The following is a 13,439-nucleotide window of genomic DNA, read 5'->3' as shown; positions in this document are numbered from 1 at the left end:
GTTCTGGCATGAACTTGCCGCTCGACGATCGCGAGGGTTTTGCCGCTTTCCTGCTGCGCCTGCGCGGCCAAGGCGCGGTGCCGAAGGCGTTGATCGCAGCCTTCGAGGCGACGCCGCGGCGCGGCTTCCTCAACGGCCAGTTCCATTCCATCGCCTGGTCGGACGGCATGCTGCCGATCGAATGCGGCGAGGCGATCGAGGGCGCCGATCTGCAGGCGGCGGTGATTGCGGCCCTGGCAATAGAGCCCGGCAACCGGGTGCTGGAGATCGGCACCGGCTCGGGCTACACGGCAGCGGTGATGTCGCGGCTCGCGGCTCGCATCGTCAGCGTCGACCGCTACAAAACGCTGGCCGAGCAGGCCAGGCAACGTTTCGAGGCGCTCGGCATCGGCAATGTCATCGTGCGCCAGGCCGACGGTTCCAACGGGCTTGCCAATGAAGCGCCGTTCGACCGCATCGTAGCCTGGGCGGCTTTCGACAGCCTGCCGCGCTTCCTGCTCGACCAATTGTCGAGCGGCGGCATCGTCATTGCCCCGATCGGGCCGGAGGAGGGCGAGCAGGTGCTGGCCAAGCTGACCAAGGTCGGCAGCCGCTTCGAGCGCGAGGATATCGGCACCGTGCGCCTGCAGCCGATCCTGCGCAGCGTCGCGGCGGTTATTTAGGTGCACTGATATTCATGTGAGGCCGGCCTGCAAATGGCAGGTTCCTGCGCTTCCGGTGCTCACGTGTTTGAGTACGCTCCGCTCCGGCCTTCGACGGCCGAAGCCGTCATAAATGCCTCCGCTCTATGAAGGCTACGGCCGGTAGGCCGGTTCTCAGAACCTGTCATTTTCGACTCGGCCTGACCTGAATCTCAACGCACCTTCGGCGCGTTCGAAAATGTTTTAAGAAAATTTGCGCCTGATTCTATGGGGTTAACCCGCCAGTAACATTAACGCGCTTTAATCATGACCAGTGTGTACCGGGTCTGTGCGGGTTAGTGCGATGCAATTCAGTGTTTTGAAGGCAAACGGGCGTACTCTGTCGCGGGGCTGCGCTGTCCTCATGCTAGCCGGAGTGGCGGCGGGGTGTAGCTCCCAAGTCTCGCGGTTCAATGGTGTCGACGACGTCTTCACCTCCTCGACCAACAATCAGCGCGCCATCATCGACAAGCAGAGCACTGCGCAGCCCTATCCGGGCGATGTGGCGGCCGAGCCGATCGCTGCGGCACCTGTCGATGGCAGCCATAACCAGTCGGTCAGCCGCTCCAGCCTGGAGCCAGTCACCGTCCAGCAGCTGCCGCCGCCGAGCGCGCCCAAAGCTGCTCCGATGCGCACCGCTTCCGCGCCGGCGCTTGCACCGGCACCGCATGTCGACAGAACGACTACCGGCACCGTCCAGCCGGCGAGGCCGTTCAAGAATGCCGGTGACTCCGATCCGAAACCACTTGCGGCTGGTACGCCGCATGCGACCGAGATCGTGGTCAGCGACGGCGAGACCATTTCCGGCATCGCTCATCGCTATCATGTGCCCGCCGACGTGATCATGAAGGTCAACGGCTTGAGCGCCACCAAGGGGCTGAAGACCGGTCAGAAACTGGTCATCCCGGCCTATGCCTATTCAAGCAAGGGGACAGAGCCGAAACTTGCCGACGGCAAGCCGGCAAACAGCCCCAAGGCGCCGGCGCCGGAGAAGGTCGCCGTACTGCCGCAGCAGCCGAAACTCAAGGACGGCAAGTCCGCCGCGCAGGTTGACGCTTCGGCAGCGAACAAGCCGAAGACCGACAAGCCGGCGCAGACTGCCTCGGCCGCGCCAAAAGCCGGCGCGGGCACCTACACGGTCCAGTCGGGCGACAGCCTGTCCTCCATCGCCAGGAAGACCGGCGTTGGCGTCGTGGCGCTGAAGCAGGCGAACGGCATGCAAGACGGCCTGCTCAAGATCGGCCAGACGCTGAAGGTTCCGGCAGGTGGCACCGCAACGGTCGCCAGCGCCAAGCCGGCCAAAGTTGATCCGGTGACGACTGCGACCACCCAACCGGCGGCAAAGCCGACGGAGACGCTCGCCACCTACACGCCGCCGAAGAAGGACGCCAAGGTTATCCAGCAGGCCGAGGACGACGACGCTGTTGCGCCCGATGCCACCGGCATCGGCAAGATGCGTTGGCCGGTGCGTGGCCGCGTCATCTCCAATTTTGGTGGCGGCAAGGATGGTGTCGACATCGCCGTGCCTGAGGGGACGCCGGTCAAGGCGGCCGAAAACGGCGTGGTCATCTATGCCGGCGACGGCCTCAAGGAATTCGGCAATACGGTTCTGGTGCGCCACGAAAACGGGCTGGTCACCGTATATGGCCACGCCAGGTCGATCGAAGTGCAGCGCGGCCAGAAGGTCAAGCGCGGCCAGGAAATCGCGCTGTCGGGCATGAGCGGGACCACCGACTCGCCGAAACTGCACTTCGAAGTGCGCAAGAACTCGGCCCCGGTCGACCCCTCTGGCTATCTCGAATAGAACAATAAACGTTTTGCAGGCCGTCTGACCTCCAGTCCGGCCCGCCGGCTCAGCCCGCTCCGCAAGGGGCGGGCTTTTTCAGTGACCTGACGCAAATCAATCAGTCGTTCAGCGGCTTGCCGAGCCGGCCGGCCAGATCCTGGGTGAACTGCCAGGCGACGCGGCCCGAGCGGCTGCCGCGTGTCGTTGCCCATTCCAGGGCGTCGGCGCGCAGCTGCTCCGGGTCGATAGTGAGCCCGTGATGGCTGGCATAGCTGTTGACCATGTCGAGATATTCGTCCTGCGAACATTTGTGGAAGCCGAGCCACAGGCCGAAACGGTCGGACAGCGAAACCTTTTCCTCGACCGCCTCGGACGGGTTGATGGCGGTCGAGCGCTCATTGTCGATCATGTCGCGCGGCAACAGGTGCCGGCGGTTCGATGTGGCGTAGAAGATGACATTGGCCGGGCGGCCCTCGACGCCGCCTTCAAGGGCTGCCTTCAGCGACTTGTAGGAGGTGTCGTCATGGTCGAAGGAGAGGTCGTCGCAAAACAGGATGAAGCGAAACGGCGCCGCCTTCAGCAGGCCCATCAGCCTGGGCAGCGTGTCGATATCCTCGCGATGGATCTCGATCAGCTTGAGCGGCAGGTCGGATTTGGCCTGGGCGTTGATCTGCGCATGCACGGCCTTGACCAGCGAGGATTTGCCCATGCCGCGCGCACCCCACAACAACACATTGTTGGCGGCATGGCCGGCGGCGAAGCGTTCCGTGTTTTCGACCAGAATGTCGCGCACGCGGTCGACGCCGCGGATCAGGCCGATGTCGACGCGGTTGACCTTGCGCACCGGCTCGAGATAGCCGGGGTCGGCCTGCCAGACGAAGCAATCGGCAACCGCAAGATCGGTTTGCGGCACCGGCGGCGGGGCGAGGCGGGTGACCGCCTCGATCAGGCGGTCGAGCTTTTGGTTCAGGGCCTCGATGGTGCTGTCGGTCATGTCTCGTCTTTTATGTTTCCGCACGAACGTGCGTAGGGGCCGAAATCGTCTTGATCCGGGCGAGATAGAAACTGGTTCCAAGCTTTTGTTTGGGCATGATCTTTTGCGAAAACCACGCCCGTATTCCGGGAGCATGCTCTAACACGGGTCAACCGGCCGGAAAAGCAGCTGAAAGCCCGGCCGCGCAGTTGCATTGGTAACTTTACCCACTATATTCCGGCCAAATTTGGCGAGGCCGCCCTACGGCCTTCTTCGTAACCAGGAGTTCTTGATGTTCGTCACACCGGCATACGCCCAAGCTACCGGAACTCCGCTTGGTCCGTTCGGGGATATCGGCATGATACTCCCGTTCGTTCTGATCTTCGTGATCATGTATTTCCTCATCATCCGGCCGCAGCGCGCCCAGTTGAAGAAGCGCCAGGAGATGATCTCGGCCGTGCGCCGTGGCGACACGGTCATCACCGGCGGCGGCTTCGTCGGCAAGGTGACCAAGGTGATCGACGACAATGAGCTTGAGATCGACCTCGGCGGCGGCACCAAGGTGACGGCGCTGCGCTCGACGATCGCCGATGTTCGGGTCAAGGGCGAGCCGGTGGCCAACCAGAACGCCAAGAAGTAAGCCAGTTTCCCAAGCGGAGCGATCCGCGGGCAGAGCTCTGACAAAAGACGGCGTATGGTCCATTTTTCGCGCCTGAAAATGATCCTGATCTGGCTTGCTATGGCCACAATGCTCGTCGACGCGCCCAGTCTTCACGCTGCCGGCGCGGACGTGCTGCTTCGATTGGACGCGACCGATGTGATCGATCGCCGGTTGGAGGCGACGCGTGACGAAATCAGGACGCTGCTGCGCGATGCAAGGATCGGCTATACTGGTCTTGCTAAGTCGGGTCGGGCCGTTCAGGTGCATATCACCGACGCCGCTCAGGTCGGCGCGGCCAAGATGGCATTGGAGGCGGTGACTGATCCTGTCCTTGGCAGCGCTGGTCCGGTCCAGGAAGTGATCCTGGATGATACCGGAGCAGCGTTGCTCAAGTTCACGGTAACAGACACAGGTATCAAGTATCGGATGTCGATCGCGCTTGCGCAGTCGATCGTGGTCATTAAGAATCGCCTGCGTGATCTTGGTGTAGCCGACCCAGTAGTGCGGCCAGAGGGCGAAGACGGTATGCTGGTCCGGACCTCGGGCGTTGCGGATTTGCAAAGGCTGAGGAGAATTCTCACCCGAACCGGAATGCTGACTTTTCAGTGGGTTGATGAGTCGATGCCGGTCGCTGATGCGATCAATGGCCGGACGCCCGCTGGCTCGGTGGTGGTTTATTCGAAGGACGATCCACCGGTTCCCTATCTGGTTGAGAGCCGAACGATCGTTTCCAGTGACGACATTGTCAATGCTCAGGCGACTCCCAACTCCGTCACAAATGAGCCGGCGGTTTCGTTCACCTTCGATTCCAGGGCAACGGCACGCGTTGCGCAGGCGACCTCGCAGAATGTCGGCAAGCTATTTGCGATGATCCTCGACAACCAAGTGCTTTCGGTGCCAGTCGTCCGCGAGCCAATTCTTAACGGCCGCGGCCAGATATCGGGCAACCTTACAAAGGAGAACGCCGATGATCTGGCCTTGCTTTTGCGTTCCGGACCGATGCCTGCACAATTGAAAATAGTCGAGTAGCGCACGATAGCGCCCGGCGGTGATCAGAATTAGAATGGAACCGACTGAGGCGATTGACGCCGAAACCGCTGCCGGCGGCAGCGCCAAATTGACCTCAGCGCGCTCGACAATCGGCGAAGTGCGGGTTAAGGGCGAGCCGGTGGCAAATAAGAACGCCAAGAAATAACCGAATTGTCGGCGGAACGATCCGCCAGTACGCCCTGACGGACAACGCCATATGCTGTATTTTTCGCGCCTGAAGATGATCCTGATCTGGATCGCCGTGGCCGTCACATTCATCCTTGCCGCGCCAAATCTCTTCCCGGCCAGCACATTGGCGCAATTGCCCAACTGGGTGCCGAAGCGGCAGATGACGCTTGGTCTCGATCTGCAGGGCGGTTCGCACATCCTCTTGCAGATGGACCAGAACGACCTGGTCAAGGCGCAGCTGGAAACGACGCGCGACGAGATCCGCACGCTGCTGCGCGATGCCAAGGTGGGCTATACCGGCCTTGGCGGCACCGGCAGGACCGTACAAGTGCGCATCACCGATCCAACCCAGATCGATGCCGCCAAGGCGGCGCTTAAGCCGCTGACCGATCCGGTCGCCGCCGGCCTGTTCACCGGCGGCTCCATCCAGGAGATGTCCCTGGATGATTCCGAAGCCGGGCTGCTCAAATTCACCGTCACCGACGCCGGCATCAAATACCGCACCTCGGCCGCATTGGCGCAGTCGATCGAAGTCGTCGAGCGTCGCGTCAACGAACTCGGCACCACCGAGCCGATCGTGCAGCGGCAGGGCGACGACCGTGTACTCGTCCAGGTGCCGGGCCTGCAGGATCCGCAAAGGCTGAAGGAGATCATCGGCCAGACCGCCAAGATGACCTTCCAGATGGTCGATACCTCGATGTCGGTGCAGGATGCGCTGAACGGCCGCCCGCCGGCAGGCTCCTCGGTGCTTTATTCGCAGGACGATCCGCCGGTTCCGTATCTGGTGGAAAATCGCGTCATCGTGTCCGGCGAAGATCTTGCCAAGGCGACGGCAACCTATGATTCCCGAAACAACGAGCCGGTGGTTTCGTTCGTCTTCAACTCGCGCGGTGCGACACGATTCGGCCAGGCGACGCAGCAGAATGTCGGCAAGCCGTTCGCCATCATCCTCGACAATCAGGTGATTTCGGCGCCGGTGATCCGCGAACCGATCCTCGGCGGCAGCGGCCAGATCTCAGGCAATTTCACCGCCGAAAGCGCCAACGACCTCGCCGTGCTGCTGCGCGCCGGCGCGCTGCCGGCAAAGCTGACCGTGATCGAAGAACGCACCGTCGGCCCGGGCCTCGGCCAGGATTCGATCCATGCCGGCAAGGTCGCCGGCATCATCGGCTCCATTCTCGTCGTCGCCTTCATGTTCGTCGCCTACGGACTTCTCGGCTTCCTCGCCAACATTGCGCTCGCCGTGCACGTGGCGATGATCGTCGGGGTCTTGTCGCTGCTTGGCGCGACACTGACCTTGCCCGGCATTGCCGGTATCGTGCTGACCATCGGCATGGCGGTCGATTCCAACGTGCTGATCTATGAGCGTATCCGAGAGGAGCGACGGGCCGGCCGTTCGGTCATCCAGTCGATCGACACAGGCTTCACCAAGGCGTTGGCGACCATCGTGGATTCCAACGTGACGTCGCTGATTGCCACGGTCGTGCTGTTCTATCTCGGCACCGGACCGGTCAAGGGCTTCGCCATCACCTATGCCATCGGCATTTTGACCACGGTGTTCACCGCCTTCACCTTCACCCGTCTGCTGGTGTCGATCTGGCTGCGCCGTGCGCGTCCGAAGGAATTGCCGCGTGCGCCGGTGACCTTCGTTCCGGCCGGCACGAAAATCCCGTTCATGGGCATCCGCCGCTGGACGTTCGCACTGTCCAGCCTGCTGTCGATCGCGTCGGTTATCGGATTCCTGACCATCGACATCAACTACGGCATCGACTTCAAGGGCGGCTCGATCATCGAGGTGCAGTCCAAGCAAGGCGACGCCGATATTGGCGATATCAGAAGCCGGCTGTCGGAGCTCAATATCGGTGAAGTGCAGGTCCAGCAATTCGGCGCGCCGAATGACGTGCTGATCCGCGTTGGCACCCAGGATGGCGGTGAGAACGCCGAGCAGACCGTCATCGACAAGGTGCGCGGCGAGCTGCAGGACAATTACGATTTCCGCCGCGTCGAGGTGGTGGGTCCCACCGTTTCGGGCGAACTGGCCAAGCAAGGCACGATTGCGATGATCATCGCGCTGATCGGCATCCTGGTCTATGTCTGGTTCCGCTTCGAATGGCAGTTCGCGGTCGGCGCAATCGTGGCGACGGTGCACGATGTGGTGATGACGCTGGGCTTCTTCGTCATCACCGGGCTCGAGTTCAACCAGTCTTCGCTGGCGGCGATCCTGACCATTATCGGCTATTCGCTCAACGACACGATCGTCGTCTATGACCGTGTTCGAGAAGATTTGCGAAAATACAAACGAATGCCGCTCCCACAATTGTTGAACAACGCCATCAACGAGACGCTGTCGAGAACGACGCTGACTTCGGTGACGACCATCCTGGCGCTGCTGGCGCTCGTGTTGTTCGGCGGCGAGGTGATCCGCTCGTTCACCATGGCGATGCTGTTCGGCGTCGTCTTCGGCACCTATTCGTCGATCTTCATCGCAGCGCCCTTGCTGATCCTGTTCAGGCTCAGGCCGCAGGGAGCGAGCGCCGATGAGGAGAAGCCGGTTGGTGGCGGCAAGGCCATGGCGACCTGACGGCTGCGCTGGTGGCAAAAGGCATCGTCATCCGCGAGGCGCATTTCCCCGGACGGGCGCCGATCGAAGCCTACGGCAATGGCGGCTTCCGCTTCGCCGACATGTCGCATCGCGGCTCGCTTCTTTGCCTGCCCTCCGGCATCCATGGCTGGGAGCCGGCCGATCCGCTGGCCCTGACGGCGGCGGATTTCGACCTGCTGCTGGCTGAGGCCGGCAAGGTCGAGATCCTGCTGGTCGGTACAGGCAAGGATTTGCGGCCCTTGCCGACAGCACTTCGGGCGGCGCTGAAAGCGGCTGGCATTGGCTCCGACCCGATGTCGACGGGGGCAGCGGTGCGGACCTACAATGTTCTGCTTGCCGAAGACCGCGCCGTGGCCGCGGCGCTCATCGCCGTCGACTGACGTGACCGATACAGCTGACATCGTCATGGAGACGGTGCGCGCCGGCGACCATGACCGCTATGTCAGCGCACTCTATGCACCGGCCAACAAGCGCGCGGCGCTGTTTTCGCTTTACGCCTTCAATGCCGAGATTGCGTCTGTCCGAGACCGCATCCACGAGGCATTGCCGGGCGAAGTGAGGCTGCAATGGTGGCGCGATGTCATCGCTGCTGAAGCCGCAGCCACAGGCAACCCGCTCGCCGATGCGCTGAAGGCGACGATTTCTGCCCATGGCCTGCCCAAAACTGCCTTCGACAACATGCTCGAGGCCCGCATCTTCGACCTCTATGACGATCCGATGCCGTCGCGCACCGATCTCGAGGGATATTGCGGCGAGACGGCGGCCGCGCTGATCCAGCTGGCGGCGATGGTGCTCGATCCCAATCAGGCGCCGCGCTTTGCCGAACTGGCGGGCAGGGCCGGCTGCGCCCAGGCGATGACCGGCCTGTTGCTGCTGTTGCCGCTGCATCGCCGACGCGGGCAATGCTTCGTGCCGGCGGATATCCTTGCAGCGGCCGGCTCGTCGCCGGAGGAGTTCGTCAGCGGCGACGGCGGCCCCGGCGCTCAGCGCGCGGTGGCTGCGATGATTGCATTGGCGCAGGAGCATCTCCGCGCTTTCGAGCAAGGGGCGTCCGCACTTCCGGAAACGCTGCGTCCGGCGTTCCTGCCGCTGGCGCTGACCAGCGCCTATCTCGGCAAGATGGCCAATGGCCGCTCGCCGCTTGGTGGCGCAGCCCGGCTTTCGGCTCTGCGCCGGCATTGGCTGTTGCTCAGGCGCGCAACGCGGGGTTGGCCAGCGAGTTGACGTAAACGTCAATCGCGTTAGGACTCTGAGACTTGGCTATTCAGCAGCTTCCGCTGTTTGCGCCGGCAGCCCTAGCCACTCCCGACAATCTGCCCGCGCGCGTGAGGTGATCGCGTGGCGCTTGGCCACCGTCTTGTCCTTGCCGCGCAGGCGTTTGCCTTCGGTCTTCGGTGCTTCCACCGGCGGGAACAGGCCGAAATTGACGTTCATCGGCTGGAACGAGCGTTTGCCCGGCTCGTCGTCGGAAACGATGTGGCCGCCGGTGATGTGGTTGAGCAAGGCGCCGAAGGCGGTGGTGAGCGGTGGCAGCGATGGCGCGTGGCCGAGCCGCTCGGCGGCGGCGAAGCGGCCGGCGAGCAGGCCGATCGCCGCGCTCTCGACATAGCCCTCGCAGCCGGTGATCTGGCCGGCAAAGCGCAGGCCCGGCCGCGACTTCAGCTGCAGCGAGGCGTCGAGCAAGGTCGGCGAGTTGATGTAGGTGTTGCGGTGCAGGCCGCCGAGACGGGCGAACTCGGCGTTTTCCAGACCCGGAATGGTGCGGAACACGCGCACCTGCTCGGCATGCTTCAGCTTCGTCTGGAAACCGACCATGTTGTAGAGCGTGCCCAGCGCATTGTCCTGGCGCAGCTGCACCACGGCATAGGCTTTTACCGTCGGATTGTGGGCATTGGTCAGCCCCATCGGCTTCATCGGCCCGTAGCGCAGCGTCTCGACGCCGCGCTCGGCCATGATCTCGATCGGCAGGCAGCCGTCGAAATAGGGCGTGCCTTCCCACTGCTTGAATTCGGTCTTCTGGCCGTCGACCAGCGCCTGTACGAAGGCGAGATACTGGTCCTTGTCCATCGGGCAATTGATGTAGTCCTTGCCGGTGCCGCCGGGCCCAACCTTGTCATAGCGCGACTGGAACCAGCAGGTGTCCATGTCGATCGTGTCGAAATGGATGATCGGGGCAATCGCGTCGAAGAAGGCCAGCGCATCGGCGCCGGTTGCCTCGGCAATCGACTGGGCGAGCGACGGCGCGGTTAGCGGTCCCGTGGCGATGATCGCCTGGTCCCACTCCGCCGGCGGCAGGCCCGGCACTTCCTCGCGCTCGATGGTGATCAGCGGGTGCGCTTCGAGCCTTTTCGTCACCGCGTCGGAGAAGCCGTCGCGATCGACGGCCAGCGCGCCGCCGGCCGGCACCTGGTTGGCGTCGCCGGCGCTCATGATCAGCGAGCCGGCCAGCCGCATTTCGGCATGCAGCAGGCCGACGGCGTTGTTCTCGGCATCGTCGGAGCGGAAGGAATTGGAACAGACAAGTTCGGCAAGCCCATCGGTCTTGTGCGCATCGGTGCCGCGCACCGGGCGCATCTCATGCAAAATGACGGGAACACCGGCTTGTGCTGCCTGCCAGGCGGCTTCGGAGCCGGCGAGGCCGCCGCCGACGATGTGGATAGGATTTTTGCTCATGAGCGCCGGAATAATCACTTGGCGCGCCGTTTGCAATTGGCCGGTGCGAGCGTGGGTCATTGTCGTGCAACGACGGAGCTCGAGTTTCTTATGTCCGCGGCGACGCTTGGATGGCGGCGCAAAGCGCCTCGATCGACCGCAAGCACAGCCGCAAACCTGCCCCAAAAACAACAACACCCGCCGCGGGAGGAGGTGCGGCGGGTGTCGTTTTTGGGGCCGATCCTCGGGAGGAGGTGGGGATCGGCCGTATTCGCCATCGCCGGGGAGGAGGTCGGCTTTGACGAAATTCTGTTCGCCGGATCGAGGGAGGCGAAATCCCTGGAAGAGGAACTGCGTTCACTTTGAAGACGAACTAGCGTTCGCTTCGGAAAGACGAACTGCGTTCGCTTTGGAAACAGCGCCCGCCGCGGGAGGAGGTGCGGCGGGCGCCGTTTTGGTGGTCAACCCTCGGGAGGAGGTGAAGGCTGACCGTATCCGTCAGGGTCGGGGAGGAGGTCGACCCTGGCGAAATTCTGGCTAGATCGTCGCCCTGCGGGCGATGATCTTGATCTCGTCACGGACGATGCCGAGATCATGGAGCTGACGGTTCGAAAGGCGACCCAGCTCGGTAACGGTGTCGCGGTAAACGCGCCAGTTACGATAGTTGCGGATCAGGTTCATTGTCGTTCTCTTTTTCAAAACTGGTTCGGACCATTTGCGATCCGAAGAGGATTAGACCGCCTTGCGGGCGACGTAGTGGATGTCGCTGCGGCTGATGCCGAGGTCGGTCAGTTCACGGTTCGAAAGGCGGCTCAGCTCGGAGACGGTGTCCCGGTAGCGGCGCCAGTTGCGGTAGTTGCGGATCAGGTTCATGGTAGTGCTCGTTTCGTCTTTCTTCGGTTCATTCCGTTTGTGTACGAACAGTAAATAGGCTGGGTAATATCGATTTAAAAGTGCTGTTGGCGCATGGCAGCAATGCAAATTGTGCAATGCAACATTAACGCGCGTTCACGGCTTCGTCATGAAGAGACCCGAATCGGAAAATGACGTTGCGTCAACGATTTGAGCGGATCGGCTGTCAGAAAGACCAAGCTGGGGGAGAAGCGACATGGCGAGTTATTCGTCACGGGCGAGGGCCGATATCGGGCGGTGGCTGCAGGCCGGCCTGATCGACGCGAAGACGGCCGATGCGCTTAAGTGCGACATCGACGCAAACGAGCGCAAATCGCTGAGCTTCGGCACTATATTGGCCATGATGGCGGCGCTGCTGTTCGGCGCCGCGATCCTGCTCTTCGTCGCCGCCAACTGGGACGCCATCCCGCGGCTGGTGCGGGTCGCGGCACTGTTTGCCGTCATTCTCGCCGGCTATGTCGGCGGCGCGGTGTTGAAGATGCGCGACCATGCGGCGATCGGCGAGGCGCTGTGGATCGTGGCCGCCGCGGCCTTCGGCGGATCGATCGCGCTGATCGGCCAGATGTACCATCTCACGGGCGACGAGGCCTCGGCCATCGTCACCTGGGGCATCGGCACGGCACTTGCCGCGGTGGCGTTGCGCTCGAACCCGCTCACGGTCGCTGCCGTCGGCATATCCATTGCCTGGCTGTTCGTGCGCGCGTTCGACTTTTATGACCGCCCCGTATTTCCGGATTTCTTCGTCGTGATGGCGCCGGTGCTTTTTGTCGTCTCATTCTGGACGCGTAGCCAGCCGGCACGCCACTTGATCATTCTTTCGGTCATTTTCTATATCGCGGTGCGCGGCCTGGACCAGAACACGCTCGCCCTGGCTATTCCTCTGGTCGCGGTGTCGGCGCTGCTGTTTGCGGTTTCCATCTTCGCCGCCGGGCCGGCCGACTGGATCTTGCAGCTCGGCGGGCGGCTGCCTTTGCACGCCTTGACCGGCTTTCTCACCGGGCTGGCGATGATCCAGATCGAACTGGGCGATGATAACGCCTTCAGCAACGGCTTTGCCATTGCGTCGGTCATCGCACTGGCCGGCATTGCCGCGGCGATCATGCTGGGCGGGCGCGAGAGCAGGGGGCTGCGCTGGGTTGCCTATGCCGGCTTTGCCTTCGAACTTGCCATTATCTATGTCGTGACCTTGCAGACGATGCTCGGCACGGCCGGCTTCTTCTTGGCTGCCGCAGTGCTGTTCGGCATCCTGGCTCTCGTCATCATCCGTGTGGAAAAACGCATGAAGGCCCCGGAAGGAGCGGCAGCATGATGTCGGGAAAGAAACTTGTCATCTCGGCGCTGGTCCTGGCGCTCGTCCAGATCGGCTTCCTGAGCTGGATCATCGCCGGCCGCGCGGCGATCCTGCGCACCGGCAAGGAGGTCTTGCTGAAAGTCGAGCCGGTCGATCCGCGCGATCTGCTGCGCGGCGACTATATTATCCTCGGCTATGAAATATCGCGCTTGCCGGTGAAGCTGATCGCCAACATCCCGGCCGGCCAGCTCGTGAGCGAGAACACGCCGATCGTGGTCCGGCTGAAGCCGGGCGCCGACGGCTATTGGCATGCGACCACGGCCTGGTTCGGCAGGGCTCCGACGCCGGCGACCGCCGACGAAGCCGATATTGTCGGCCAGGTCGCGCCGGGCTGGACGCTTGATCCTGAATCCACGATCGCACCGCAATACGGCATCGACCGCTTCTACCTACCTGAGGGCCAGGGCATGGCGATCCAGAACGACATGCGGGTGCGGCCATTCGGCGTGCGCGTCGCGCTCGCCGCCAGTGGCCAGGCACAGATCAAGGCGCTGATGGACGGCGACAAGACATTGTTTGAGGAACCGCTCTACTAGAAGACATTACCCAGGGCATGGATTTCGGCAACGATCGATCGCTTCGCCCTCATGCAAACCAGACGGGC

14 protein-coding genes are annotated in these 13,439 nt (G+C 62.7%); 10 read left to right on the top strand and 4 right to left on the bottom strand.

The features are described from left to right. The first annotated feature begins 8 nt into the window (after positions 1-8). Positions 9-662, top strand: coding sequence for a protein-L-isoaspartate(D-aspartate) O-methyltransferase (locus NKJ57_RS14790; protein ID WP_023667683.1), 654 nt, complete (start codon positions 9-11; stop codon positions 660-662). A gap of 322 nt (positions 663-984) precedes the next feature. Beyond that, complete coding sequence (locus tag NKJ57_RS14785; RefSeq protein ID WP_023667682.1) at positions 985-2,484, top strand: peptidoglycan DD-metalloendopeptidase family protein; 1,500 nt, start codon at positions 985-987, stop codon at positions 2,482-2,484. Positions 2,485-2,584: 100 nt separating this feature from the next. Here the strand turns inward: NKJ57_RS14785 and NKJ57_RS14780 are convergent, their stop codons facing one another. Next, positions 2,585-3,460, bottom strand: coding sequence for an ATP-binding protein (locus NKJ57_RS14780; protein ID WP_023706000.1), 876 nt, complete (start codon positions 3,458-3,460; stop codon positions 2,585-2,587). 271 nt (positions 3,461-3,731) lie between these two features. On the opposite strand from NKJ57_RS14780, the gene yajC reads away from it, so the two are divergent. From yajC to NKJ57_RS14755, 5 genes are all read left to right on the top strand, one after another. After that, positions 3,732-4,079, top strand: coding sequence for a preprotein translocase subunit YajC (yajC, locus tag NKJ57_RS14775; protein WP_023667680.1), 348 nt, complete (start codon positions 3,732-3,734; stop codon positions 4,077-4,079). Positions 4,080-4,133: 54 nt separating this feature from the next. Further along, positions 4,134-5,129 (top strand): SecDF P1 head subdomain-containing protein, encoded by a 996-nt coding sequence (locus NKJ57_RS14770; RefSeq protein WP_023688225.1) that lies wholly within the window; start codon positions 4,134-4,136, stop codon positions 5,127-5,129. A gap of 217 nt (positions 5,130-5,346) precedes the next feature. Further along, a complete protein-coding gene (gene secDF, locus NKJ57_RS14765; RefSeq protein WP_023667677.1) occupies positions 5,347-7,899 on the top strand; it encodes a protein translocase subunit SecDF in 2,553 nt (850 codons plus the stop codon). An 11-nt stretch (positions 7,900-7,910) separates the two neighbouring features. After that, positions 7,911-8,300, top strand: coding sequence for an Mth938-like domain-containing protein (locus NKJ57_RS14760; protein ID WP_023688226.1), 390 nt, complete (start codon positions 7,911-7,913; stop codon positions 8,298-8,300). A gap of 25 nt (positions 8,301-8,325) precedes the next feature. Further along, positions 8,326-9,144: a phytoene/squalene synthase family protein gene (locus NKJ57_RS14755; protein WP_023751547.1), complete on the top strand. Its 819-nt coding sequence runs from the start codon at positions 8,326-8,328 to the stop codon at positions 9,142-9,144. Positions 9,145-9,180: 36 nt separating this feature from the next. Here the strand turns inward: NKJ57_RS14755 and trmFO are convergent, their stop codons facing one another. After that, entirely contained in the window at positions 9,181-10,593 is a 1,413-nt protein-coding gene (gene trmFO / locus NKJ57_RS14750; RefSeq protein ID WP_352511706.1) for a methylenetetrahydrofolate--tRNA-(uracil(54)-C(5))-methyltransferase (FADH(2)-oxidizing) TrmFO, read from the bottom strand. Positions 10,594-10,611: 18 nt separating this feature from the next. Here trmFO and NKJ57_RS14745 point away from each other — a divergent pair, with 18 nt between their 5' ends. Next, positions 10,612-10,938: a hypothetical protein gene (locus NKJ57_RS14745; protein ID WP_156935994.1), complete on the top strand. Its 327-nt coding sequence runs from the start codon at positions 10,612-10,614 to the stop codon at positions 10,936-10,938. 171 nt (positions 10,939-11,109) lie between these two features. Here NKJ57_RS14745 and NKJ57_RS14740 read toward each other — a convergent pair whose 3' ends face one another. Then, on the bottom strand, positions 11,110-11,253 hold the full coding sequence (locus NKJ57_RS14740) for a DUF1127 domain-containing protein (protein ID WP_023667673.1): 144 nt from the start codon (positions 11,251-11,253) through the stop codon (positions 11,110-11,112). Between the two features lie 51 nt (positions 11,254-11,304). Further along, entirely contained in the window at positions 11,305-11,445 is a 141-nt protein-coding gene (locus tag NKJ57_RS14735) for a DUF1127 domain-containing protein (RefSeq protein ID WP_006335194.1), read from the bottom strand. A gap of 235 nt (positions 11,446-11,680) precedes the next feature. Here NKJ57_RS14735 and NKJ57_RS14730 point away from each other — a divergent pair, with 235 nt between their 5' ends. Both NKJ57_RS14730 and NKJ57_RS14725 read left to right on the top strand, forming a co-directional pair. Beyond that, positions 11,681-12,793, top strand: a complete 1,113-nt coding sequence (locus NKJ57_RS14730; protein ID WP_352511705.1) for a DUF2157 domain-containing protein — start codon at positions 11,681-11,683, stop codon at positions 12,791-12,793. Further along, positions 12,790-13,371 (top strand): GDYXXLXY domain-containing protein, encoded by a 582-nt coding sequence (locus NKJ57_RS14725; protein WP_352511704.1) that lies wholly within the window; start codon positions 12,790-12,792, stop codon positions 13,369-13,371. The genes NKJ57_RS14730 and NKJ57_RS14725 overlap by 4 nt, the downstream gene beginning before the upstream one ends. The last annotated feature ends 68 nt before the right edge of the window (positions 13,372-13,439 follow it).

It is taken from the genome of Mesorhizobium sp. M0077 (assembly GCF_040322955.1).
Lineage (GTDB): Bacteria > Pseudomonadota > Alphaproteobacteria > Rhizobiales > Rhizobiaceae > Mesorhizobium.
The sequence above is the reverse complement of the archived record's forward strand: the minus strand, read 5'-3'. Positions and strand labels throughout refer to the sequence as shown.

Excerpts from the sequence above, each read along its gene's own strand:
- NKJ57_RS14790 (WP_023667683.1), top strand. The coding sequence starts at position 9 with ATGAACTTGCCGCTCGACGATCGCGAGGGTTTTGCCGCTTTCCTGCTG.
- NKJ57_RS14785 (WP_023667682.1), top strand. The coding sequence starts at position 985 with ATGCAATTCAGTGTTTTGAAGGCAAACGGGCGTACTCTGTCGCGGGGC.
- NKJ57_RS14780 (WP_023706000.1), bottom strand. The coding sequence starts at position 3,460 with ATGACCGACAGCACCATCGAGGCCCTGAACCAAAAGCTCGACCGCCTG.
- yajC (WP_023667680.1), top strand. The coding sequence starts at position 3,732 with ATGTTCGTCACACCGGCATACGCCCAAGCTACCGGAACTCCGCTTGGT.
- NKJ57_RS14770 (WP_023688225.1), top strand. The coding sequence starts at position 4,134 with ATGGTCCATTTTTCGCGCCTGAAAATGATCCTGATCTGGCTTGCTATG.
- secDF (WP_023667677.1), top strand. The coding sequence starts at position 5,347 with ATGCTGTATTTTTCGCGCCTGAAGATGATCCTGATCTGGATCGCCGTG.
- NKJ57_RS14755 (WP_023751547.1), top strand. The coding sequence starts at position 8,326 with ATGGAGACGGTGCGCGCCGGCGACCATGACCGCTATGTCAGCGCACTC.
- trmFO (WP_352511706.1), bottom strand. The coding sequence starts at position 10,593 with ATGAGCAAAAATCCTATCCACATCGTCGGCGGCGGCCTCGCCGGCTCC.
- NKJ57_RS14740 (WP_023667673.1), bottom strand. The coding sequence starts at position 11,253 with ATGAACCTGATCCGCAACTATCGTAACTGGCGCGTTTACCGCGACACC.
- NKJ57_RS14735 (WP_006335194.1), bottom strand. The coding sequence starts at position 11,445 with ATGAACCTGATCCGCAACTACCGCAACTGGCGCCGCTACCGGGACACC.
- NKJ57_RS14730 (WP_352511705.1), top strand. The coding sequence starts at position 11,681 with ATGGCGAGTTATTCGTCACGGGCGAGGGCCGATATCGGGCGGTGGCTG.
- NKJ57_RS14725 (WP_352511704.1), top strand. The coding sequence starts at position 12,790 with ATGATGTCGGGAAAGAAACTTGTCATCTCGGCGCTGGTCCTGGCGCTC.